General features: G+C 38.6%; 15 protein-coding genes, 1 pseudogene and 1 riboswitch. Of the genes and pseudogenes, 8 read left to right on the forward strand and 8 right to left on the reverse strand.

The annotated features are described in order from the left end of the window. The first annotated feature begins 248 nt into the window (after window positions 1–248). A complete protein-coding gene (locus CZ225_RS19910) occupies window positions 249–1,388 on the forward strand; it encodes a WG repeat-containing protein (protein WP_083714682.1) in 1,140 nt (379 codons plus the stop codon). A gap of 191 nt (window positions 1,389–1,579) precedes the next feature. Here CZ225_RS19910 and CZ225_RS19915 read toward each other — a convergent pair whose 3' ends face one another. The 3 genes from CZ225_RS19915 to CZ225_RS19925 form a co-directional block, all read right to left on the reverse strand. Continuing rightward, the gene (locus CZ225_RS19915) at window positions 1,580–2,392 is read right to left on the reverse strand and encodes a LytTR family DNA-binding domain-containing protein (protein ID WP_077155189.1); all 813 of its coding nucleotides are present in this window, start codon (window positions 2,390–2,392) and stop codon (window positions 1,580–1,582) included. A 3-nt stretch (window positions 2,393–2,395) separates the two neighbouring features. Beyond that, entirely contained in the window at window positions 2,396–3,181 is a 786-nt protein-coding gene (locus CZ225_RS19920) for a LiaF transmembrane domain-containing protein (protein ID WP_077155190.1), read from the reverse strand. 128 nt (window positions 3,182–3,309) lie between these two features. Further along, window positions 3,310–4,188: an energy transducer TonB gene (locus tag CZ225_RS19925; RefSeq protein ID WP_077155191.1), complete on the reverse strand. Its 879-nt coding sequence runs from the start codon at window positions 4,186–4,188 to the stop codon at window positions 3,310–3,312. A gap of 326 nt (window positions 4,189–4,514) precedes the next feature. On the opposite strand from CZ225_RS19925, the pseudogene CZ225_RS19930 reads away from it, so the two are divergent. The 6 genes and pseudogenes from CZ225_RS19930 to CZ225_RS19955 form a co-directional block, all read left to right on the forward strand. Next, a pseudogene (locus CZ225_RS19930) lies at window positions 4,515–4,661 on the forward strand (helix-turn-helix domain-containing protein); the annotation flags it as partial. A gap of 328 nt (window positions 4,662–4,989) precedes the next feature. Beyond that, window positions 4,990–5,212: riboswitch (cobalamin riboswitch) on the forward strand. A 189-nt stretch (window positions 5,213–5,401) separates the two neighbouring features. Next, window positions 5,402–7,087 carry a PKD-like domain-containing protein gene (locus CZ225_RS19935; protein WP_077155192.1) on the forward strand — a complete coding sequence of 562 codons (1,686 nt, stop codon included), beginning with the start codon at window positions 5,402–5,404 and terminating at the stop codon, window positions 7,085–7,087. 17 nt (window positions 7,088–7,104) lie between these two features. Beyond that, window positions 7,105–9,147, forward strand: coding sequence for a hypothetical protein (locus tag CZ225_RS19940; RefSeq protein ID WP_077155193.1), 2,043 nt, complete (start codon window positions 7,105–7,107; stop codon window positions 9,145–9,147). 539 nt (window positions 9,148–9,686) lie between these two features. Further along, a complete protein-coding gene (locus CZ225_RS19945) occupies window positions 9,687–11,084 on the forward strand; it encodes a PTS galactitol transporter subunit IIC (protein WP_077155194.1) in 1,398 nt (465 codons plus the stop codon). A 28-nt stretch (window positions 11,085–11,112) separates the two neighbouring features. Then, window positions 11,113–12,033 (forward strand): 5-dehydro-4-deoxy-D-glucuronate isomerase, encoded by a 921-nt coding sequence (gene kduI, locus CZ225_RS19950; protein WP_077155195.1) that lies wholly within the window; start codon window positions 11,113–11,115, stop codon window positions 12,031–12,033. A gap of 260 nt (window positions 12,034–12,293) precedes the next feature. After that, window positions 12,294–14,048, forward strand: coding sequence for an MFS transporter (locus CZ225_RS19955; protein ID WP_234983083.1), 1,755 nt, complete (start codon window positions 12,294–12,296; stop codon window positions 14,046–14,048). 370 nt (window positions 14,049–14,418) lie between these two features. On the opposite strand, the gene CZ225_RS19960 is transcribed toward CZ225_RS19955, so the two are convergent. The 5 genes from CZ225_RS19960 to CZ225_RS19980 form a co-directional block, all read right to left on the reverse strand. Then, window positions 14,419–17,763, reverse strand: a complete 3,345-nt coding sequence (locus CZ225_RS19960) for an AAA domain-containing protein (RefSeq protein ID WP_077155903.1) — start codon at window positions 17,761–17,763, stop codon at window positions 14,419–14,421. 127 nt (window positions 17,764–17,890) lie between these two features. Further along, window positions 17,891–18,736, reverse strand: coding sequence for a twin-arginine translocase subunit TatC (tatC, locus tag CZ225_RS19965; RefSeq protein WP_077155196.1), 846 nt, complete (start codon window positions 18,734–18,736; stop codon window positions 17,891–17,893). Between the two features lie 11 nt (window positions 18,737–18,747). Further along, window positions 18,748–18,963 carry a Sec-independent protein translocase subunit TatA/TatB gene (locus tag CZ225_RS19970; protein ID WP_025074964.1) on the reverse strand — a complete coding sequence of 72 codons (216 nt, stop codon included), beginning with the start codon at window positions 18,961–18,963 and terminating at the stop codon, window positions 18,748–18,750. Window positions 18,964–19,118: 155 nt separating this feature from the next. Continuing rightward, entirely contained in the window at window positions 19,119–21,623 is a 2,505-nt protein-coding gene (locus CZ225_RS19975; RefSeq protein ID WP_077155197.1) for a bifunctional UDP-N-acetylmuramoyl-tripeptide:D-alanyl-D-alanine ligase/alanine racemase, read from the reverse strand. After that, the gene (locus CZ225_RS19980; RefSeq protein WP_077155198.1) at window positions 21,599–22,588 is read right to left on the reverse strand and encodes a GSCFA domain-containing protein; all 990 of its coding nucleotides are present in this window, start codon (window positions 22,586–22,588) and stop codon (window positions 21,599–21,601) included. Before CZ225_RS19980 ends, CZ225_RS19975 begins: the two co-directional genes overlap by 25 nt. 469 nt (window positions 22,589–23,057) lie before the next feature. On the opposite strand from CZ225_RS19980, the gene dxs reads away from it, so the two are divergent. Beyond that, window positions 23,058–25,001, forward strand: coding sequence for a 1-deoxy-D-xylulose-5-phosphate synthase (gene dxs, locus CZ225_RS19985; protein ID WP_077155904.1), 1,944 nt, complete (start codon window positions 23,058–23,060; stop codon window positions 24,999–25,001). Window position 25,002 lies beyond the last annotated feature (1 nt).

The following is a 25,002-nucleotide window of genomic DNA, read 5'->3' on the forward strand; positions in this document are numbered from 1 at the left end:
CAAATTAAATTCAGGCTAGTTTACCTGTTTTCGAATCAAAATAGGATTAGTAGAATCTATATTTACAGTTTAAAATAAAGAACATAGTTCAAAATAGGGAAGTAAATCGTAATTTTATTTATCTATCAAACAATGAAACAGTATGTCTACAATCCTACAAGACACCAATAAGATAAAACAAAGCTTATTGACCGAGTTGAATATATATTAACTTAATTCTGCCAATAGGAAATTAATACATAGATTATATGGAAAAAAAATTATTCTTTATCAGCATGATTATGCTATTCACCATTTCTTCATTCTTGAAAGCTCAAAAAATTGATGTTTATTCGGAAAAAGGGAAATATGGTCTTATTGTCAATCAAAAAAAGGTAACCGAACCCATTTATGACGTGATTTATAAGTTTAAAAATAATATAGCAAAAGTAGCTCAACACGGTACATGGAGAAAAACAGAAAGTGACAATAACTCTCTGATTTTTCCTTTGATTAATTTGGAACATAAAAAAGAACAATATGAGGGTGGGAAATATGGAGCAATAGATATTAATGGTAAAATTGTCATTCCTCTAGAGTATTCTTATATCGGAAATTTTGAGAACAATCGTGCCCGGGCATATAAAGACGGGAAATTAGGAATTATCAATTCTGAAGGAGAGGTTATTATTCCGATTGAATATACTAATATCGGAAACTTTGAGAATAACCGTGCTCGGGCTTATAAAGACGGGAAACTAGGAATTATCAATTCTGAAGGAGAGGTTATTATTCCGATTGAATATACTAATATCGGGAACTTTGAAAACAACCGTGCTCGGGCTTATAAAGACGGGAAACTGGGAATTATCAATTCTGAAGGAGAGGTTATTATTCCGATTGAATATACTAATATCGGGAACTTTGAAAACAACCGTGCTCGGGCATATAAAAACGGGAAATTAGGAATTATCAATTCTGAAGGAGAGGTTATTGTTCCAGTTGAATATACTAATATCGGGAACTTTGAGAATAATCGTGCTCGGGCTTATAAAGACGGGAAACTGGGAATTATCAATTCTGAAGGAAAGGTTATTATTCCGATTGAATATACTAATATCGGGAACTTTGAGAATAATCGTGCTCGGGTTTATAAAGACGGGAAACTAGGAATTATCAATTCTGAAGGAGAGGTTATTATTCCGATTGAATATACTAATATCGGGAACTTTGAAAACAACCGTGCTCGGGCATATAAAAACGGGAAATTAGGAATTATCAATTCTGAAGGAGAGGTTATTGTTCCAGTTGAATATAACTATATCGGAAAATTTCATAATGGACGTGCCAAAGCACAAAGAAATAATAAAATGGTATTTATTGATGAGAAGGGTAATGAAGTTAAATAATTCACTCAATGAATAATGATCAATGGGAGATACAGAAAATGTACTCCCATTGTAATATTATTATCAGAGTTGAAGAAAGACAAGATTAAGCGTTTACACATATGACTTAAGAAGGCAATATACCTATACTTTAATAATGTACTCGAAAAAATAAAGTTTCAAAATAGAATGAGCAATCTCTGCACTTAAAACTATAATCCCAATCGTTCTTTCAACAATCTATATCCCGAAAGACTCACCCGAAGTTTTACTCCATTTTTCAACAACAATTGATACGTCTCTTTTCCAAAAAGTTCCACTCGTGAAATCTGTGTCACATTGACAATCGTTGAACGGTGAACACGAACAAATATTTCTTGTGGCAAATGAGTCTCAAAATATTTCATCGTTTGTTCCTTCACATATTCTCCAGAAGAAGTGATCAACATTACGTAGTCTCCACAAGCTTGGATATAAATTAATTCATCAGTCGTGATCAGGTGAATACGAGAACCATCTTTGACTGTAATACGATCTATCAACTCAACTTTAGGTGGCTCAAGTTCTTCTTTCAATCGTGAAACAATAGTCTCCTTTGTCATTTCCTGATTTTGAACTTCTTCATTTGCCACTATTAAACGATACCAAAGAAGAATTGCCACCCAGGTAGGAATACCAAATAATAAACGAAAAGGGATTGTCGGTGCAAAAGGGATATAAGTAATACCTATAATACGTTCCATCACATCGCAAACCATGAAACTGCCAGCCAACCAAATCAGAATACCTGTAACTAACACAATCACCTCAGCCTGCAACACAGAAACAAATCCCACGACAAACCATGCCAGATAACCTAATGCCATCAACCAACCGATTGTTACGATACCATCTACTACTGCAGGTACATAATCGGCTCCGGCATATCCGGACATCATAACCACTTGAATAATTACAAGAATCAGTCCCAATGCCAATATAGGAATCCAGCGGTAAGGATAATCTATAATCGGATGTACTTTCATATTTTAGTCTTTAACCTCAATGCCTCCGAAAGAAAGTGTTCCCCGAATCACCAATATACATTCTTTATTTATTTTCCCGTCCTGCCAACGTTTATCATCACATCCTCCAAAGAAAGTGTTGCATTTGAATACAACCTTCCAATCAGAAGGAACATAAATTTCAACTCCTCCCCAACTACAGTCCAAGTCAATGTAAGTTTCTCCCGGTGCAAGACGCGTATGCCGTAAATCAATCGTTGTCCCCCCAAAAGAAGTATGTACTGTCGCTCCTTTGAAAAGTTCATCAAGTACAACATGACGTGCTGCCCCCCAAACATTCTCGGAACGGAGGTAACCATCAACCGATTCACTTTGCTGTTGATTCTCTGTAAAATTCATACCCGGCCTTCCCCTATGTCTCATCCATTCTCTGCGATGATGTGCCATAGGTCCATGTCCCCAAGGTCCCATGCGACGAGATTTGAAAAGAAAAAGAATACCTGCTATAATCAATGCCACAGGCCATACCATCGCCTGAGCATTTTCCGGTAGGCACGAAAGTCCTCCAAGCAGAAAGTAAACTCCTATTAGCAATAAAATTAATCCGCTAATGATATGGCGACGAAACATCGAATAAATACCCAGGATAATAAATAAGGAGTACCAGGATACAATAATATCGAATAAATCAGTAGTGATCCATCCAACATTACGAGCAAACAACAATATTCCCGAAAGAATAAAAAGGGAAGCTATCAGAATTTTACCGGAAAAGCCTGTAGCAGAAGATTTTCTTTGCATTGGTTCCATCTTTTCTATGTTTATTGATTGATGGTTCAAAGATACATCATTTCTCTATGCTTCTACAGGCTTTTCTGTTGATTTACGGTCAATAAACCGATGAATGCCGGATAAAGATCGGCAAATAAAGAATGCAACTATCTGATATAAAAGGAACTGTTATTTTTAAACGTAATATATGCAATTCCTTTTTTTATTTCTTTTATTGCTATAAAATCTGTTTTCTCATTATATTCGTTTTTTGATATAATTTCAGAAACTTCAGGAGGAAATTGCTTTTCGTCTAAACAATATACGATAGGTGTTTTCTTACTTACCCCTTTATTCTTTAACATTTCGGCAACCTTCTTGCCAACAGTCATTCCTTTCATCTCCTTTAGGGATTTAAGCTTAATCAAGATAACTCCATTTTGACCTTTCTCACCATAGAGATCCATAGCCTCTTCTCCTCTCAGGACTTTAAAATCTTTAATGTTTTCAATATTTATATAATCTATCCTGAAATCAGAGCCAACATCCACATTATCAATGATCAGCAATGCTCTTTCACCTGATCCGCCTCCTGTTCTTTCATCTTTTTTGTTCCTTTCCAGTTTCTCCAGTTTCAAACTACTTTTGAGAACGGTAAAAACAGGGACTGACATGCGTACTCTAACCTTCTTTCCTTTTTGTTCACCAGGAATCCATGCAGGCATATCCTCCACTAATTTCAATGCAGCTTCATCTATCGAAGAGTCCACTGAACGTACAATCTTAGCATTGGTTATCTTTCCTTCTTTCTCTACAATAAACTGGATAATAGGATGTTGCTGCACTCCACCTGCTATAGACGTTGCTTCTGAAACAGGAATTCTTAAATATTGCATCATTTTGGAATTTCCACCAGGGAATAAAGGCATAACTTCCGCAGAATCAAGAACCTGTTCATCCATTTTTTGAGCAAATGTACAAGTCACAGTAAACATAAAAAGCAGCAAAAACAACCACTTTGAACTATTGAAAATCTGTTTATTCATAGTCTTCCTTTTATTATTTATACAATAATACGAAAAACTTTAAAGATAACAGCATTTGCCACCAATATTTTGTTATATAATAATATCCTGTACCAAATTCATATATATTTCCATCATATTGACTTCACGCAATAATAAAGAAAAACGATTAATAATAGATGAAGAGTTTGCTACCAACTTATAGATACAATAATTATTATTGTTTGAAATCATATAAATCAATACTTGAGATTCTAGGTAGCAATACATAAAAGAAGGAACCTATTTAACATCTATTATATTCTTCATTCATCTGCTTTACGATATTGGAATTTACTGAAGATAGTGACAATAGCAATGATAATAGAGTCAATAATTTTGATCCGATTGAAAAACTCTCAGAAGTCTATGAACGTCTATTAAAAGAAAAAGATGAAAAATACGCTGCCTTAGATAAACGATTGCAAGAAATAGAGCAGCGTTTGCAGAAATAAAAGTACTCAAAAAGAAAACTGCACAGATCTCATTTTATTTAGTCACATCTTTCATATAAGTCTATCCCCCAATAAAAAGGAAATTTAATGTGAAAGATGTGACTATTTTTATCCTTCATATCATCTTTATATTTAGTCATGTAGAAAACATCTCTTAAATGTCACTTGACAACAATTAGATTTATTTCTCCAACTACCACCTCACCGTACTCATTTAACCCCTATCTTAACATTCACAGTATCTGTAGTTTTTTTAACTGAATAGGAAACAAAATCTACTTCTTTCAATGAAATAATTGCTTAATTGAATTATTTTATTCTAAAAACATTATCTTTGCTGCGTGAAGATTTTCTAATTATCCCCAAACGGGCATAAAGCGAAATGAAAAAGGGAATACCGTGTAAATCGGTAGCAGTTTCCGCTGCTGTAAGTTCTCCGTTACCTCAAACAGGTAAACAGGTTTTGACAATCTTTGCCACTGGTATAAATAAACCGGGAAGGCGTCAAAACTAGAACAAGCCAGAAGACCTATCTCCACACTTCGAACAATTTTGCACTTGCGGAAAACGAGAGCAAATTACAGAATAGGCTAACTCATTGTAAAACCTGTATTGTCATTCAATTTATCCAATCCTGAAGAGGAATAGGTAGCGTGCAGATTGTTCCGAACAACCACGTGGTAAAATTAGATCTTTACCATGTTGTAAAAGTCATAGTATTAATTATTTAATATAGATGTATGAGAAAACTATTACTTTTATTCGGAATTATGGCAATTGTGGCCTCTTGTGGCAACGACCATGACGAAAATTGGGATTCACAAATGGCTCCCAAAATTATACTCGACAACGGAACCGGCATCTACACCGTAAAAAATGGACGTGAGCTAACCATCAGTCCAAGTTATGAACATGCAAATGAAGCTCTATTCGTTTGGAGTATTGACGGCAAGATTGTTAGTCGAGAATCTCATCTGACTTATAAGGCAGAAAACACAGGGGAAGTTTTTGTTCTTTTGAGCGTATCCAACCACAATGGTACAACAGAAGAAGAACTACGTATTGATGTGGTCGATAAAGAAATTCCTACAATTTCTCTGGCAGGAGTGGAAAGCGGATATAAGATTCTAATCGGGAAAGAATTGGTTTTCAATCCGATTGTCACTCAGACATCAATTCCCACCACTTATAAATGGACTGTGAACGGAGAAGTAGTATCTACCGAAAAAGATTATACTTTTAAATCACAGGAAAAAGGTACTTTCAATCTTAAATTCGCAACTGAGAATGAAGATGGCAGTGATAATATCGAATTTACTGTTGAAAATTGTACGGCAGATGAACTTCCTTTTAGCTGGACCTTCGACCAAACTGAATATAACATGTCCATTGGACGCTCACTTCATTTAATGCCTTTAGATATCACGAACGCAATTGATGTTATTTATAAATGGACCATGGAAAGCCAAGAAGCTGCTTTGCAGGAAGGCAGTGATCCGGTTCTTATCTTTACTCCAACAAAAACGGGAACTTATAAACTTACGATCACTGCGAAAAGCCAATATATCGGGGAACTATCACAAACAATGACCATAAATGTATGTCCGGCCGAAGGAAGTTATTATCATGCGGCTAACGGATCAAGTAAAGCAGATTTTTCAAAGGTATACGAGATAGTAGTCGCACCCGGACAATTCGTCGGGCAAATTACAAGTGGTACTACTATGGAAACAGCTTGTTCGGCAGCAGAAACGACTTTAAGAAACAACGGTTATGTTTCTTTAGGAGGATTTGGTGGATATATAATTGTCGGTTTCGACCATAGTATAGATAATAAAGGTAACTACGATTTTGCAATACGGGGTAATTCTTTCTCAAATTCTTCAGAACCGGGGATTGTTTGGGTTATGCAAGACGAAAATGGGGATGGACTACCTAATGACACTTGGTATGAACTCAAAGGTTCGGAATATGGAAAAGCGGAAACAATTCAGGACTATGCTGTGACTTATTATCGTCCAAAGAGTCTTGGTATGCCTATTGCATGGAAAGATAACCAAGGAAAGAAAGGAAACCTCAATCTCAATCCTCAATATCCAACTTGGGTAACAGGAGATAGCTATACATTACGTGGAAGCTGTCTTCAAGCTCGTAATGAAGATACTTCAGGAAGCGGAACTTATTGGGAGAACCGAAATTATGACTGGGGATATGCTGATAATTACAGCAAGATTGACATGATAACTAATGACGGTAATAACTATTTCAAAATCTCAGACGCAGTCACCTACGATGGAAAACCTGCCAATCTAAAATATATCGATTTTATTAAAGTACAAGTAGGTGTTAATGCTCAAAGCGGATGGCTCGGTGAAATCTCAACCGAAGTTCTTGGATTCACTGATTATAATCTGACTAAAAAATAAACATAAGATACAGAACAATGAAAAATATATTCAAATTAGGAACTCTCCTATTCCTTTTCACCCTTTGCGGATGCGACGATGATTCGAAAGAAATTTTCGAAGGAGTTGATAATCATATCAATTCTTTCACATTAACTTCTACCGGTGGTACCAGATATGAAGCAGCAATTATTGGTAACCAAATTGTTATGACTATACCACAAAACGAATCTCTACAAGATGCCAAAGTTGAATATTCAGTTTGCGAGCAAACAGATTTATTCCCTTCACCGGCAAACATCAAAGATTGGAATAACGAACATGTATTTCGGGTTGTATCACATAATCAGACACTCAGAGATTATACATATACAGTAAAACGTAAAGACGTGAATAGCGAAGGTACCATAGAATTACTTACACAAGCAGATGTGAATGCTTTCGCCCAAACAGGTATTAATACGATCGAAGGTAGCCTCATACTCGGCTCTATTAATGGGACAACGGATGATCCTATCAAAGACCTATCGCCATTATCCGGTTTAACAAATGTTCGATATAACATTGTTATTAATAACTCATTTGCAGGTTCTTCTCTTGCCGGATTAGAAAATATTGTCTCAGCAGGAGGCCTGACGATTGGTTCGGCAACTACTCCGACCACACCTAAAGAAGGAATTGCAGTTGTTTTATCATCTCTAGAGTCTTTAGGAAAACTACAAATCAACTCATCACAGGTTACAGCACTTATCCTTCCTAAACTGAAAACTGTGGGTGATACTTATATTGATGCCAATATGCTCGCCATGGCAGATTTTTCTTCTTTGGAAACTTGTGATGAGAACTTCATTATGAAAGCCTCTTCCGGCAATACTTATCTCACCACTTTGGCTTTACCTGCATTCAATCATGTACGGTGTAATATGCAAATTGAGAAATATACAAAGATCGAAACCCTGTCATTACCTAAATTAGAAAAAGTTGGTGGAAATGTAACTCTGTCTACCTTAGGCTCCATTACAGAACTTTCACTTCCCGAATTTGCACAATGTGGAGGAAGTTTCTCTAGTGCTAATTTAAATAAAGCAACTAAAATCAGTCTTCCTAAACTAGTTTCCGTACCCACCCTTTCATTGACAGGAAATACATCTAATTCTTCTACTGAAGAAATAGAATTACCTTTATTAGAAAATGTAAGCAATGATTTAACGATCAAAATGGGAGCATTAAGTATTGAAACTCTTTCTCTTCCGGCACTAAAGAACGTAGGTGGAAAATTAGATATCGAATATTTAAAGTCCTTAACTTCTTTGGAAATCCCCTCTCTTTCATCGGTCGGTACTTCGATTTATCTATATTATCTCGTTGTATTATCAGCCCTTGATATTAACAAAGTAGAAAACCTGCCTTCATTAGAGATTGTTGCTTGCTACCAGCTTGCAGACATTAAAGCAAATGCCGAATTATCGAACGTGAAATTTAATGCAGGTTCACAAGTGGGAGCTGTTGTCCCCACATTCGTTGTTCCAACTAAAATTAACGGCAAACTAGAAGTATCCAATTACAGATATTCATCAGAAGATGACTGGGTACTGAAAAATGTCACCTATATCGGAACATTCACTTATTCGGGTAGCGGAACTGCGGGAACAGTAAATGCGCTCTTTGAAGATCTGGAGGAAATCGGGACATTTGATGTATCAAATGGTAATTACTTTAAATCAATCTCATTTCCTAAATTGAAAGAAGTCAAGGAAAAGTTCACCCTGAATTATACTCAGAACATAAACAATGGAGGGATAAACATACCAGTATTGAAAAAAATCAAAAGCTTGACTTTTAATGGTTCTTCTTATGCAAGTGGAGCTAGTTCTTTTAAACTCCGTACAAATCTGGAAGATTTCAGCAATGTGGAAGAGATAGGTGATATAACGATTAAATGGTGGGGAGCTATCAGCGATTTCTCCGGTTTGAAAAAGGCGGTTCCGTCTCTTACTTCCACCACTTGGAATGTTTTAGAAAATTTGGTTTATAACCCAACCTACCAAGATATGGTAGATGGAAAATATACAAAAGAATAAATTTCGGGATTTCTTTATTTATCCTCATTTAAGCGGAAACACTTAAATGTAAAAACGGAAGTGTTTCAATAATATATTAACTCATATTTTAAAAAGGGGTAATTTGCATAAAGCAGATACCCCTTTTCCTATTTACGACCAACAGATTGTACTCAACAGCCACTTGCCACATCCACCATAAATTAATGTTTACCATCCACTTCAATATTTCAAAAATAACTGAAATAAAGTATGATCATACAATTCATTATTTTAAGGTTTATTCATACAGATCCTCCTACTATATAAATAATACATTCCCTCAAAATCAAAGAAGTTTTTCAGTTTAACAACTGTATTTTCATTTTTCGTGCACGAAAACAATCATTTTTGTGCGCGCAAACGTCAAAATACAGTTTTTTTGATGCAACAACGTATAAATTAAGAGTTTCGTCTTGGAAGGAATCAGAAAAGGTCGTATTTTTGGCACGGTCTACAAGTAACACCCTGTAGGGGAACACAGAAATTTATCATTAAGAACAGAGAAAAAATAAAACATAATGGAAGAAGTTTTTAAATACATTATCGGTTTGGGAGCGGCAGTGATGATGCCGGTCATTTTCACAATCTTAGGAGTATGTATTCGTATTAAATTCGCTAAAGCACTTAAAAGCGGTTTATTGGTAGGAGTCGGTTTCGTTGGATTATCTGTAGTAACAGCTTTATTGACGAGTAGTCTTGGTCCTGCATTAACTAAAATGGTTGAAATATACAGGTTAGAATTAGGTATCTTCGATATGGGATGGCCTTCTGCTGCTGCCGTTGCCTACAATACTTCTGTTGGTGCACTAATCATTCCAGTCTGCTTGGGAGTTAATCTATTAATGTTACTTACTAAAACAACCCGTACTATAAATATTGACCTTTGGAACTATTGGCATTTTGCATTTATCGGTGCAATCGTTTATTTTGCTTCCGATAGTATTCTTTGGGGATTTTTCGCAGCTATCATCTGTTATATCATCACACTTGTCATGGCAGATATGACTGCACCTGCATTCCAGAAGTTTTATGATAAGATGGACGGCATCTCAATTCCACAACCTTTTTGTCAGAGCTTTGTTCCGTTTGCTATCGTCATCAATAAGTTATTAGATATGATTCCGGGATTTGACAAACTGAATATTGACTCGGAAGGAATGAAGAAAAAATTCGGTTTGATGGGCGAACCATTATTTTTGGGTATAGTAATTGGTTGCGGTATCGGTGCATTAGGATGCAGTAGCTGGGAAGAAATGGTAGACAATATTCCAAGCATATTAGGATTAGGAATCAAAATGGGTGCAGTAATGGAGCTGATCCCACGCATCACCAGTCTGTTTATTGAAGGTTTAAAACCTATTTCCGATGCTACACGTGAGTTAATCGCTAAAAAATATAAGAATAGCACTGGACTTAGTATCGGTATGAGTCCCGCATTGGTAATTGGCCATCCGGCAACTTTAGTCGTCTCTCTCTTGCTGATTCCCGTTACTATCTTCCTTGCAGTGATTCTGCCTGGCAATCGGTTCTTGCCTTTAGCATCTCTGGCAGGTATGTTCTATTTGTTTCCGATGATTCTTCCTATCACAAAAGGTAATGTAGTAAAATCATTCATTATCGGATTGGTCGCACTAATTGTCGGGCTATATTTTGTAACAGAGCTGGCAGGATATTTCACTTTAGCCGCCAAAGACGTATACGCGGCTACCGGAGATCCGACTGTGAACATTCCGGAAGGTTTCCAGGGAGGTGCTCTCGACTTTGCTTCCAGCCTCTTTTGCTGGGGCATTTTCCATCTGACTTACAGTATTAAGATCATCGGTCCGGCAATCCTTGTTGTTATTGCACTTGGAATGGCAATTTATAACCGCATCCGTATGACTAAGAAAGACGCTTTAATGAATAAAAACAACTAAATTATATAATTCATTTAAATTTCGAAATATGAAAAAATTAGCAATTGCAATGATGTTGGGTATCGCAGCTATCTCAGCTTCCGCCCAGGTAAATTACAAGATGCAAGTAGCTTGCAACCCGCAAGATGTGAAAACGTATGATACCAACCGTTTGCGTAGTAGCTTCCTGATGGAGAAAGTAATGGTTCCAAATGAAATCAACGTTACTTATTCCATGTACGACCGTTTTATCTTTGGTGGTGCAGTTCCTACAACTAAAGAGCTGATACTGGAAACAATCGATCCTTTGAAAGCTAAATATTTCCTTGAACGCCGCGAATTAGGTGTTATTAATGTAGGTGGTGAAGGTATCGTAACTGTGGACGGCAAAGAATATGTCCTGAATTTCAAAGATGCCTTATATATAGGTAGAGGCAAGCAACAAGTTACATTCAAGAGCAAAGATTCAAATAAACCTGCTAAATTCTATATCAACTCAGCTCCTGCTCATAAAGATTACAAAACTCAGTTAATTACCATCGACGGTCGTAAAGGCTCATTAAAAGCCAATTCATTTCCGGCAGGAAAAATGGAAGAAAGCAATGACCGCGTTATCAATCAGTTAATCGTCAATAATGTATTGGAAGAAGGTCCTTGCCAATTACAAATGGGATTAACAGAATTGAAACCGGGTAGTGTATGGAATACGATGCCGGCACACACACATAGCCGCCGTATTGAGGCTTATTTCTATTTCAATGTACCGGAAAACAACGCTATCTGTCATTTTATGGGAGAACCGCAGGAAGAACGGATTGTCTGGATGCAGAATGAACAAGCTATTATGTCACCGGAATGGTCGATTCACGCAGCAGCCGGAACCAGCAACTATATGTTTATCTGGGGAATGGCCGGTGAAAACCTTGACTATGGAGACATGGATAAGATCAAATATAATGAAATGCGATAATATCGTGCAAATCATATTATCACATATTAATTAACTCCCAAACTTCACTCCCTTTTCTGAGCGGAAAAAGGAGTAAAGTTTTTCGAGTTTATTAGTTTTCTTTCCCAAGAAACACAACTTATATAGATATGGTGCATAATATCATGAAATTTCTAGTAAATACAACTATATATTCATATTTTTGACCAAATATTCCATTATAAAAACAGGTGAAACACCGACCTTTGTAAACGTACTAAAAACTATTTAAATCCATTATCATGAACGCATTTCAAAAACCAAGTGAAAAGATGACAAACTACAGATGGACAATATGTGCCATGTTGTTCTTCGCCACCACAGTCAATTATCTCGATCGCCAAGTTCTATCACTTACTTGGGACGAGTTTATCAAACCCGAATTCCATTGGGACGAATCACACTATGGTGCTATCACTTCCATATTCTCTATTGTATATGCTATCTGTATGCTTTTCGCCGGTCGATTTGTAGATTGGCTGGGTACTAAGAAAGGATATCTATGGGCAATTGGAGTATGGTCCGCAGGTGCCTGTTTACACGCATTTTGCGGTGTTATAACTGAGCATTTCGTAGGTTTGCACAGTGCAGCCGAACTGATGGGAGCCACAGGAGATGTCATTGTAACAATTGCAACTATCAGTATGTATTGTTTTCTGGCAGCCCGTTGCGTATTGGCAATAGGTGAAGCCGGCAACTTCCCGGCAGCTATTAAAGTAACTGCTGAGTATTTCCCCAAAAAAGACCGTGCTTATGCAACTTCTATATTCAATGCCGGTGCTTCTATCGGTGCATTGGTAGCCCCACTTAGTATCCCTTTATTGGCAAAAGCCTGGGGATGGGAAATGGCATTTATCGTTATCGGTGCTCTTGGATTTATTTGGATGGGATTCTGGGTATTCATGTATACAGCTCCCTCCAAAAGCAAACACGTAAACAAAGCGGAGCTTGAATATATTGAGCAAGACAATGAAAAAGATGGCATTATAGTTACTACAGACGAGAAAGAAGAGAAGAAAATGGGATTCTGGCAATGCTTCACATACAGGCAAACCTGGGCTTTTGTTGTCGGCAAATTCATGACTGACGGAGTATGGTGGTTCTTCCTTTTCTGGACTCCTTCTTATCTGAACACCCAATTCGGAATTAAGACTTCCGAAGGACTGGGAATCGCGTTGATCTTTACTTTATATGCCATCACGATGTTATCCATTTATGGAGGTAAATTACCAACAATTTTCATCAATCGTACAGGCATGAATCCCTATGCCGCACGTATGAAGGCAATGCTTATTTTCGCATTCTTCCCATTGCTAGTTCTACTGGCACAGCCATTAGGAACCTTCTCTCCATGGTTCCCGGTTATCTTGATTGGTATTGGTGGTGCTGCTCATCAATCATGGTCGGCTAACATATTCTCTACAGTGGGTGATATGTTCCCCAAATCTGCTATCGCAAGTATCACAGGAATAGGTGGTATGGCAGGCGGGGTAAGTTCTATGATCCTCCAGTATTGTGCCGGAATCTTGTTTGTATTCGCAGCAGGACAAGGAGAAATGCCTGTCATCAACAAGGCTTTACTTGATAAAGATTATCAAATTACTATTGCCAAAACAGATCAAGCTGTTCTAAATGGAAAAATAGTAGCTAAAGGGCATGAGGGAGCAGAAGACATCCCGGTCGGTTGGGCCTTATATAAAGGTGAAGCTATGCCTTTACAAAAAGCAGTAGAGAAGGCTGGTCTCAGCCAGATTCCGATGATCGTAGAAACACTTGAATTACCTACAGCCGAAAAAGAAGCTGAGATGATGCTGAACAATAAGATTATCACTCAAAAAGATATTACTATTATTCAAGAACCAATGACCTTCTTAGGTTTTGTTGGTAAACCAGCCGGATACTTTATTATTTTCTGTATCTGTTCGGTTGCATACCTTCTCGGTTGGATCATGATGAAGTTATTAGTTCCAAAATATAAACCAATCGTATTAGAATAATAATCTGATAAATATTAGAAAGAGGAGAATAGTTCGAAAATGAACTTTTCTCCTCTTTTTTCTTTCTACCAATTATCCAAAAGTACTTAAAATAAAAAGCCTCTTCTCCCGAAGATGGCTTTTTGGGTTTACTTATTCTGCATGTCCATTCTGTACTCAACAAAAAACGATACATTCAGAAAATGAAGAATAGCAAACGTTAAGAAGAAAAAAAGGGAAGTCTCACGACTTCCACATTTCTTCTAACCTTAAATCTAAATCTCTATGAAAAAAACGTGTTGCAAATATAGGCGTTTGTTCAATATTTAGGTGTTAATGAATTGCATAAAGAGAGAATAAAGACTAACATCTGCAAAAATATTCCAATAGTTCAAGAACGTTTTATTAAATTTAGTAAACTTTCATAAAGAGGGTTACGTTCCAAAAGAGTGGGTACCCCCGTTATCATCATTTGTTTTCGCGCCCGCGTCAAAGCCACATTGAGTTTGCGATCAATCAAAATGCCATCTTCTTCTGTCAGGTTTGATAAGAACTTCAACTGATATGGATAGTTAATACAAAACGAATAAATAATCACATCTCTTTCACTTCCTTGAAAACGTTCTACCGTATCAATCAAAATACGATTCAGTACCGGAACATCTAATGCCTCAATATATTTTTTGATCAATGCAATCTGGCTCCGATAAGGAGTTATAATTCCTAACGTACGGGCTTCATCAAAATCATCCGTATGCTCCTTATATATCTGTGCAACCAAATCGGTAACAATACGAGCTTCCGAATGGTTAATTTTTGCAGATGTGCCGGCTTTCTCCGGTAAAGAAGGATAAAAAGCAAGCCGGCAAACTTTTTCAGAACTTTCTATTTGGTGGGGAAGCCCTACAGGAAGCAAACGGCCTCCATAAAAAGCATGGTTGGCAAACAAAGCCACATCAGGATGCATACGCCCTTGACGGCAAAGCATATCATATGAACGATGTACTGACGAATTACGTGCATTATGATAAAGACGTTCAAACAGGGAATCTTTCAAGTTGGTCAAACCTATTGCTTTCAACGTTTCATCATAAATAGCCGACTGATCGGTATTCTGTAACACAACAGCAGGCAACTGTTTATGATCTCCGATTAGAATAAATTTATCAATAGCATTCCTCCCATCCTCCCCTCGTGCACAGAGAATGCCCAGTAGCTGAGGTTCTAGTATTTGTGTGGATTCATCAATGATCGCTACTTCAAAATGTTTCAAACGGAAAAGTTCCGGCTTACCGGATATAGACGCGACCGTTCCTACAAAAATACGGCAATCCCTGATACGTTCATACACTTCCGAACGGCGAATACAAGCAGACAGTTCGTTCTCAATTAAATGCGTACGATAAGCCTCGTCACAAGATAGTTCACTTCCTACACGAATGAAATCAACTTCCGGATGAATGCTACTGATTGCTTTACAGATTTCATCCACAGCTCGATTTGTATAGGAGAGTAACAGAATTTGAGTATCCTTTTCTGCATGGAAAGTTTCAACCATCTTTTTCAGTGCACAAGAGGTTTTACCTGTTCCGGGAGGCCCAACTAAAAGAAAATAATCCCGGGCTGCTTTTGCCTTCAATGCAATGCGAGTAAAATCATTGGTTGATTGAGAAATCAAATAATCCAAAGATTCGTCAAATTCCGGTAATCGTTGTGATAACAGCAAATCACGACGACTTTGTGTTGCGGATAAATAGGTATAAAGTCCTTGATACATAAAACGGAAAGTGGTATCCATTGTATCATGTTCAATGGCATAAAGGCTATCCTCCGGAAGTACAGAAGTATTTTGTTGGGTAGCCCGAAGACGAATACCAATCTCGTGTTCTGTCAGATATTCAATATTTCCCTTGAATACCATCTTGTTAGTTACATTATCCGCCTCATTATTCCGTTCGTAGAAAATAATAGCGTCACCCTGACGAAAATTCGGTAAGAAGTCTCCTTCCACCATGGCCGACTGGGAGAGGATGAGATGAGCCTTATGTTCATTTGCTGCATGATTTTCTTTAATACGGAGATCATAAATTATTTCACCCGACTCACATTTCTCCATCCATGTAGAAAGCCATAGAGAAGCTGCCCCTGTACGTCCCTCGTAATCCACATCACCTGATTTGGACGTATAGAGTTCCTTCGTTATGAAATTATACAACGCATAAAAATAGTTTTTTTCCAATAGAGAGAGAGTTTTCAGTTTCGACTGAAAATTATCAATGGAAGGACGCAAATATGTTTCCCAAAAATGTCCGGACAGTTTGCGTTCATTCAGGTTAGAAGAATTTATCTCTGCCAGCTTTTGTGCAGTGTATTCCAAGCTATTCCGCAATTGAACACCATACTCATCGGCAACAATCTGGTTACGCAAATCAATCACTCTGCGAACCATTGCCCAGGATGGACGGGAAGGATAAAGAAGCGGATAACGGGTATATAGCAAATAGGCTCTTACCTTCCGGTGATCCATCCCCATAGAATATTGTAAAACAGCTTGATATAGCAACATTTGTACCTTATTATTCTCTTTCGGTTCTACCTTGCCACGAATGGCATATTCATCAGCTTTACCCGATTTCATTTCTATGAACGAAGACATATCCCGTTGCATATAGTCAAGACGTCCTTGCAAACCAAGCGCTTCACAGATATAAGAAGGTTCCAACACTGCATCTTTCTTTTCCAATTCATAACCCGGTGCACGAAATGTATCCTTTACCGTTTCGCGTATATGTTCAAAATGAAGTTTACAGTCATCAAAAAATTGCCGTTCTTTCTCACGATCACGTAAATCCGAGCAAGCAGCCAACTCAATAGGATAACGACGAAAAGCCTTTTGCATACAAATGCGATAGTCTATCTCCTCTTCCTGAGCATGAATCCATTCATCCAAAAAAAGATTGGCTATATTTCCTAATAATAAAGGACGAGCATTTTCAATCGGCTGCAGGCGGGATAGAAAATAGTTTGCCGGATGATGACCGTATTCGCGGAAACATTCTGCCAATGCACTAATATCAATCAAATAATCCGGTTCGAGAACAATAAATGAAGGGGTAAGTATCCCCGCTTCATCAATAGCCACATCTAATAAGTTAATTTGTGCATGTCTCCAAAGCAGTCGGCAAGTTTCCGTAAATTCTTCGTTTATCTGAGGAATATTGTAGCGAACCAGATACGGTTTTTCGGAGATTTCCTCCAATGGTGTTACATACAAATACTGTTCATCGGCATACTGAAAACAAACCCGCATCCGTTGTACCCGTTTACAAGCCGGAGGTGCTACCAGATAAGTAGCATCTACACGTGGCAACAACCGATAGAGTTCCTGGGGTATATCTTCACCGGAAAGTTTTCGAACCAGAAAAGATAATGTCTTAGCGTCTCTCAATAAATGATCGCGGACAGGTTCAATACGCCGGTTCAATATTTGATTAGAAGTTAGCCGAAAGGTATGCAAACGATTCTGCTCTGCTACAGACAGACCGAATTTAGCAGCTACGAAACTGATACGTGCCGATAGATCCGTCATTTGCAGACTTACATTTTGCATTTGCATACGACAAATTCGTTCCAGTAAGTCACGCATCTGTTTGTATCCGACCGCAAGCAGTTCATCTTCTGTCTTACACACTGCCAAAAGTAATTCGTATGATTCTCTTCCTTCCTTCTTATCCATATTGCAAAGGTAGTGGTAAAACAAGAATGCGCCAAAAGAGACAGCAAAATCTGATGTTCTCTTTTGGCGCATATAACAAGAAAAAGGTTTTCACAGCCTCTTCTTGTATTTCTTGTTATGAGGTTACTTATTCAATCTCTTCTTTCATCTCTTCCTCTGATTCATCTCCAGACTCATCTTCCTCCTCTTCCTCCTTCTTCTTATCTTTTATCATCAGAATACTCATTTCATACAACAGATAAAGTGGAATAGCTACCACACTCAATGTAAATGGATCGCCTGTCGGAGTAATGATGGCAGACGCTATCACAATGATAACAACTGCATGGCGACGATATCTTCGCAGGAACGACTTATTAACCAATCCAAGCAATGATAGCAACCATGTCACCAACGGAAGCTCAAAAGCCAATCCCATACATAGTACCAACATCATAAAGTTGTCGATATATGAATTAAGAGACAGTACATTCTCAATTTGCGAACTCAACTCATAAGTAGAAAGAAAACGAAGTGCCAATGGATAAACCATGAAATACCCCAACAGAACGCCAATAAAAAACATCACCGTTCCTAAAACCAAGGCTTTTAACACTCCTCTCCGTTCTTTGGGATAAAGGGCGGGACTGATAAAACGCCAGATCTCGAAAAAGAGATAAGGCATCGCAGTCACTACCGACATCCAAAAGGCAGTAGACATATGAATGAAAAAGGGAGCCGCCAGATTAATATTAATCATCTTTACTTCAAAATGTTGAGTAAAGAATTCATCATTCAGGTTTAAGCTCTCTCCAATGTGCCGTAATAAATCATAGAATACGAAATCATTATGGGTAGGCCCAAGTATTACATTATCGAATATATAAGGCATAGCGATAAAATAACCTACCGCTAAAACAAGCCAAAGCCCTATAACCCGAAAAAGTACCCAGCGCAATTCCTCCAAATGATCCCAAAAGGTCATTTCCGCCATTGTACTCTTCTTTACTTAGCTGAGTCTGTCTTGTCTAGTTCGTCTTTTGCTTTATTCAGTTCGTCTTTTGCGTCGTTTACACCGTCCTTGAAGCTCTTAACGCCTTTACCTAAACCGCGCATCAATTCGGGGATTTTCTTTCCGCCAAAAAGAAGAAGAATAACTAAAGCAATAATAATCCATTCGGAACCGCTAGGCAAAAAGCCTAATAATAATAAGTTTGTCATAGGTGTTATTTAATTAATTAAGAAGTTTTATTTCTCTTTGTCCGCGCAAAGATAAGTATTTAAATGGATAATGGACGATGGATAATTGATAATTTGTGTTATGAACAACCGCGTAAACGCATTATCTACCGTCCACTTTCCGTTTTCTATTCTATCTAATCTTGATAATAGACTCGTTTTACCCGGGTTGAAATACTGGTCAGCACTTCATAAGGTATGGTATCCAACTTATCTGATAATACGGTGATTGGCAGATCGTCTCCAAAGATAATAGCTTGGTCGCCTTCCCGACAATCGATATCAGTGACATCAATCATACAGACATCCATACAGATATTGCCTACATAGGGGGCTTTCTTTCCATTCACTAAACAGTAAGCATTGCCACGCCCTAAATGCCGGTTCAGTCCGTCGGCGTAACCAATAGGAATGGCCGCTATACGCGATGGGCGATTCAAATGTCCCATACGACTATAGCCTACTGTATCTTCTTCGGGCACGTCCCGTATCTGCAAAATAGTTGTTTTAAGTGTACTTACATTATATATAATAGAATTGTCTATCGGGCTCACTCCATAAAGTCCGATACCTAAGCGTACCATATCAAATTGTGCGCCCGGGAAACGCTCGATACCTGCCGTATTGCAAATATGACGTAGAATCTTATGTGAAAAAGCAGCCTGCAATTCCTGCGAACCTTTCTCAAACAGTTCAATCTGCCGACGAGTGAAAGTATCAAATTGAGGCGAATCACTCCCCACAAAATGAGAAAAGACAGAACGGGGAATAACCGCATTCTGATTCTTCAACCGACGTATTAATAACGGTATTTCATCGATTTCAAATCCTAGGCGGTGCATACCCGTATCAAGTTTCACATGAATCGGGAAATTAGTAATTCCTTCCTTTTCCGCTGCTTTGATCAGTGCATCCAACAGATGAAAGTTATATACTTCCGGCTCTAATTTATGATCGAACATCGTTTTAAATGCAGTAAGTTCAGGATCCATTATAATAATGGAAGAAGTAATTCCAGCCTTCCGGAGCTCAGATCCTTCATCCGCCACAGCTACCGCCAAATAATCGACATGATGTTCTTGCAATGTCTTTGCTATTTCATAGGATCCTGCTCCATAAGCGGAAGCTTTCACCATACAAACCACTTTAGTTTCCGGATGGCGAAGCATGGAACGATAATAATTTAAATTAGCAACCATCGCCCCAAGATTTACTTCCAGAATCGTTTCATGAACTTTCAACTCCAATTCATCCGATACCTGATCAAAATTAAAGATACGGGAACCTTTCACCAGAATTACTTCCGAATGAAGAGATTTTAAAATATCCGATCCCAGCAATGCCTTTGTATTCGGAAAGAAATAACATTCCGGCGTACCATCCAAGCGGGCGGCACAAGAAGATATCTCAGGCCCTACTCCAATCAATTTATTAATCTTACGGCTTTGCACCAATTGTGCCACACGACGATAAAGTGTTGCAGTGCTTTGCCCTGTTTCCAGGATATCCGATAAGATAAGTGTTCGCTTCAATCCTTTCTTTTCCGAACGACGTACCAGAAAATCAAGTGCAATATCTAACGAGGCTAAATCTGAATTGTAACTATCATTGATTAATACACATCCATTCTTTCCTTCTTTTACTTCCAACCGCATTGCTACCGGTTCCAAACGTGCCATACGTTCCGTAATTTGGTCGGCCGGTGTCATCAAATAAAGGCAAGCAGCCAAACAATTCAATGCATTTTCGATAGAAGCATCATCAATGAAGGGGATACAGAACGTATTATCCATATCCAGATAACGGTATGAAACAACTGTATGGTCTTCTTTCTTGATAATCCGGTTGATATATAAAGGACGTTCGATATCTTTACGGCTCCAGGCAATCTCACGTGCTGTCAGCATAGATTTTGCCACGCAATTGCTGATAAGTTCATTATCTCCATCGTAAATCACTACATCGCAATCTTTGAAGAGCGTCAGCTTTTCCATACACTTTTCCTGCAAAGAGAAAAAGTTTTCCTGATGGGCACCCCCAATATTAGTTAGAATGCCAATGGTAGGCTGTATAATCTTTTTCAAAGCTCCCATCTCTCCCATCTCAGATATTCCAGCTTCAAAGATACCTAGTTCGGCCTCATCACTCAATTGCCAGACAGACAGAGGAACACCAATTTGAGAATTATAACTACGCGGAGAACGTACAATGCAACGATCCGGACTCAGCAGTTGATGAAGCCACTCCTTTACAATCGTTTTTCCATTACTGCCTGTGATACCAATCACAGGTATTTTAAAATTTTCCCGATGTATCTCAGCTAACTTTTGCAGTGCTTTCAGAGGATTGGCTACAATTAAATAATTGACAGGGGATGATTGCATATCGTCCGGTATCCATTCTTCCTGAACTATCGTCTCATAGTCCTCTTTGGAAACTACAAAATTGCGCACTCCCCGATCATACAATTCAGGGATATAACGAGAACCATTACTGCGTTTCGTTGTTAAAGCAAAGAAGAGAGTTTCTTCGGGGAAACTCAAAGAGCGGCTATCTGTTAGCAGCCAATCAATAGTAGTTTCATGTTTTCCCACACGACGGGCACCGATATATTCGGCTATGGATTCAATCGTATACGGCATAGTTCTTTTTCTTTTTGAAAATCTAAGTACGGGTATTTTCTGTTAAGTCGTTCTATTTTTAACACTATTTGTCCTAAAAAGCGTTGATACGCTTCCGAACGCGGATGGAAAGGCTTATGTGCCAAATCCTGGCAGATGTCTTTTACAGCCATTATTATTTGTTTTGTTTCCATAGAGAAGAAAACTTCCGAGAAGCGTTCCCACAAATAACGGACTGTCAATGAAGACGGATGCAGCATATCATCAGCATAAAAACGGTAGTCACGCAGTTCGTCCAACACGATCTCGTAAGAAGGGAAGTAGAAAACATGCTCCGGGAATTGTTGCTGCAAACGTGCGATAGCTAACAATAAGGTAGCTTTGCTCAACTGGTTCGCATGCAACCCATCACGTATATGCCGGATAGGACTCACTGTAAACAGTATCTTCAAATTCGAATTACGTGCTGTCATACTGGCAATAAGTGAAACATATTCACCCACTATTTCATCTACCGAAAGTAGTCTGCGAGTAAAATAGCTTTCCGGTTGCTTATGGCAGTTAGACACGACTTTCCCTGTACCCTTCTGTTCATAAACGTAAGCAGTACCGAAAGTCAATATCAACCAATCGAGTTCGTGAATAGACTGATGGGCTTGTTGCAAACGGGCATTTATATTCCGAAGAGTCTCTTCCTGTGTAGAGGCAGAAAAAGAACCATGATGCATCGGGCTATGCCAATAGTCCTTATATACAAAAAGATCATCCTGCTGATATTCCTTCCCTTTCAATACTTCAATCAAAGCAGCCAAAACGGAAAGAGGATTATAAAGGATGCCGAAAGGATTTACATCTATCTTAAATTTGTTTTCCATCAGTTGCAAACCTATATTCTCAGCGAAACAAGATCCCATTAAGAGTATTTGTCCGGCATGAGTGACAGGAGGCATACCTGTGGGAAGTTCAACCTTCGTTTGGAAATCCATCTTATTTTTCTCTTTTAATTTCTTTATCGTAGGACAAAAGTATAATAAAGATGCGACTTTACCTACATTGGATACAACTAAAATAAGAAAAACTTATAGGCGTATTATTGATGTCATATAGAAGATTACTTGTTTATTTCCGAGAAAAAGTGTATCTTATAGGTTGCAAAGCTTTAACCGCAAGTTCCGGTTTTAAAACCGGAACCTTCGATTATGTAACCGAAGCTTGCGGTTATAAAGCCGAAGCTTACGGTTACAGTTTGGTATTCATGAAAACATAGTTTTCTATTAAGGAAGAATAAGTTTTCTATTAAGAGACAGCAAGTTTTCTATTAAGGGACAACAACACCTTTACTAATAGCCCACACACACCTCAAGCCTGAAGCAGAACCAGACAATAGAAGAATTTGTTGAAAAGTAGGCACTATCCGTTTTCTTTTTGTATTTTTGCACTAAATTTTCTCGAATCATGAAGAATGAACCTACATATAACTTGCTAAACTCTATCAACACCCCTGATGACCTACGGCAGCTGAACGTAGAGCAACTGCCGGAAGTATGTGATGAACTGAGGCAAGACATTATAAAAGAACTCTCGTGTAATCCGGGACACTTTGCCGCCAGCCTAGGGACTGTTGAGCTTACAGTTGCCTTACACTACATTTATAATACACCCTATGACCGTATTGTGTGGGATGTCGGTCATCAGGCATATGGACATAAGATTCTGACAGGAAGACGGGAAGCTTTCTTTACCAACCGTAAATTAGGAGGTATCCGCCCTTTCCCTTCACCGGAAGAAAGCGAATATGATACTTTCACTTGCGGACATGCATCCAATTCGATATCTGCTGCGTTGGGTATGGCTGTTGCTGCATCCCAAAAAGGGGAAAAGGACCGTCATGTTGTAGCAATCCTTGGTGATGGCTCCATGAGCGGCGGATTAGCCTTTGAAGGGTTGAACAATACTTCTACTACTTCAAACAACCTGCTCATTATCCTGAATGATAATGATATGGCTATCGACCGCAGCGTGGGCGGGATGAAGCAATATTTGTTCAACCTGACAACCTCGAACCGTTATAATCAATTACGTTTCAAAGCTTCCCGTTTATTGTTCAAGCTCGGTATTCTGAATGATGAACGTCGTAAAGCTCTTATCCGCTTCGGAAATAGCCTGAAATCAATGGCAGCCCAACAGCAGAATATTTTTGAGGGAATGAATATCCGTTACTTCGGTCCTATCGACGGACACGATGTGAAAAATCTGACAAGAGTATTGCGTGATATAAAAGACCTGCAAGGTCCCAAAATACTGCATCTGCATACTGTGAAAGGAAAAGGATTCGCACCGGCGGAAAAACATGCTACCGAGTGGCATGCTCCGGGTAAGTTCGATCCTGTAACGGGAGAACGTTTTATTGCCAATACAGTAGGAATTCCTCCCCTCTATCAGGATGTATTCGGTAACACATTGGTTGAACTGGCAGAAGCCAATTCCAAGATTTTCGGTGTCACTCCGGCTATGCCTTCGGGATGTTCGATGAACATTCTTATGTCTAAAATGCCCGGACGGGCTTTCGATGTTGGAATTGCCGAAGGACATGCTGTAACTTTCTCCGGAGGTATGGCAAAAGATGGTTTGCTGCCATTCTGCAACATTTATTCATCGTTCATGCAACGGGCATACGATAATATTATTCATGACGTAGCGATCCAAAATCTTTCTGTCGTATTCTGTCTGGATCGTGCCGGATTGGTTGGCGAAGATGGTCCTACACATCATGGAGCATTTGATATGGCATATCTACGTCCGATACCTAATCTGACGATCGCTTCCCCCATGGATGAACATGAACTGAGAAGATTAATGTATACCGCACAACTTCCGGATAAGGGACCGTTTGTGTTGCGCTATCCGCGTGGAAGGGGTGTATTGGTCGATTGGATGTGTCCGTTTGAAGAGATTCCGGTTGGCAAAGGAAGGAAATTGAAAGATGGTAATGATCTTGCCGTTATCAGCATCGGACCTATTGGCAATAAGGTAGCTTCGGCCATCAGTCATGCTGAAGCTGAATCCGGAAGAGATATCGCTCATTACGACCTGCGATTCCTTAAACCGCTGGATGAAGAGCTACTTCACGAAGTAGGTCGCAATTTTAGCCGCGTCATCACTGTAGAAGATGGAGTGATTCAGGGAGGTATGGGAAGTGCCGTACTTGAATTTATGTCGGATCATGGATATACTCCGGCAATCAAGCGTATCGGACTCCCAGACAGGTTTGTACAACATGGTACGGTAACGGAACTCTACCAGCTTTGTGGAATGGATGAAAATAGCATAACCAAAGAGCTATTGAATCAATGTGCTCTTTTACCTGTTACAAGCAAAATAAAAGAACTAACGAACTAGA

Origin of the sequence: Bacteroides bouchesdurhonensis (assembly GCF_900155865.1) — a bacterium.
In the GTDB taxonomy this organism is placed as follows: Bacteria; Bacteroidota; Bacteroidia; order Bacteroidales; family Bacteroidaceae; genus Bacteroides; species Bacteroides bouchesdurhonensis.

Coding starts and splice junctions, on each gene's coding strand:
- CZ225_RS19970 (WP_025074964.1), bottom strand. CDS start 18,963: ATGACAAACTTATTATTATTAGGCTTTTTGCCTAGCGGTTCCGAATGG.
- tatC (WP_077155196.1), bottom strand. CDS start 18,736: ATGGCGGAAATGACCTTTTGGGATCATTTGGAGGAATTGCGCTGGGTA.
- CZ225_RS19920 (WP_077155190.1), bottom strand. CDS start 3,181: ATGGAACCAATGCAAAGAAAATCTTCTGCTACAGGCTTTTCCGGTAAA.
- CZ225_RS19925 (WP_077155191.1), bottom strand. CDS start 4,188: ATGAATAAACAGATTTTCAATAGTTCAAAGTGGTTGTTTTTGCTGCTT.
- CZ225_RS19915 (WP_077155189.1), bottom strand. CDS start 2,392: ATGAAAGTACATCCGATTATAGATTATCCTTACCGCTGGATTCCTATA.
- CZ225_RS19975 (WP_077155197.1), bottom strand. CDS start 21,623: ATGCCGTATACGATTGAATCCATAGCCGAATATATCGGTGCCCGTCGT.
- CZ225_RS19945 (WP_077155194.1), top strand. CDS start 9,687: ATGGAAGAAGTTTTTAAATACATTATCGGTTTGGGAGCGGCAGTGATG.
- CZ225_RS19935 (WP_077155192.1), top strand. CDS start 5,402: ATGAGAAAACTATTACTTTTATTCGGAATTATGGCAATTGTGGCCTCT.
- CZ225_RS19910 (WP_083714682.1), top strand. CDS start 249: ATGGAAAAAAAATTATTCTTTATCAGCATGATTATGCTATTCACCATT.
- CZ225_RS19960 (WP_077155903.1), bottom strand. CDS start 17,763: ATGGATAAGAAGGAAGGAAGAGAATCATACGAATTACTTTTGGCAGTG.
- CZ225_RS19940 (WP_077155193.1), top strand. CDS start 7,105: ATGAAAAATATATTCAAATTAGGAACTCTCCTATTCCTTTTCACCCTT.
- CZ225_RS19955 (WP_234983083.1), top strand. CDS start 12,294: ATGAACGCATTTCAAAAACCAAGTGAAAAGATGACAAACTACAGATGG.
- dxs (WP_077155904.1), top strand. CDS start 23,058: ATGAAGAATGAACCTACATATAACTTGCTAAACTCTATCAACACCCCT.
- CZ225_RS19980 (WP_077155198.1), bottom strand. CDS start 22,588: ATGGATTTCCAAACGAAGGTTGAACTTCCCACAGGTATGCCTCCTGTC.
- kduI (WP_077155195.1), top strand. CDS start 11,113: ATGAAAAAATTAGCAATTGCAATGATGTTGGGTATCGCAGCTATCTCA.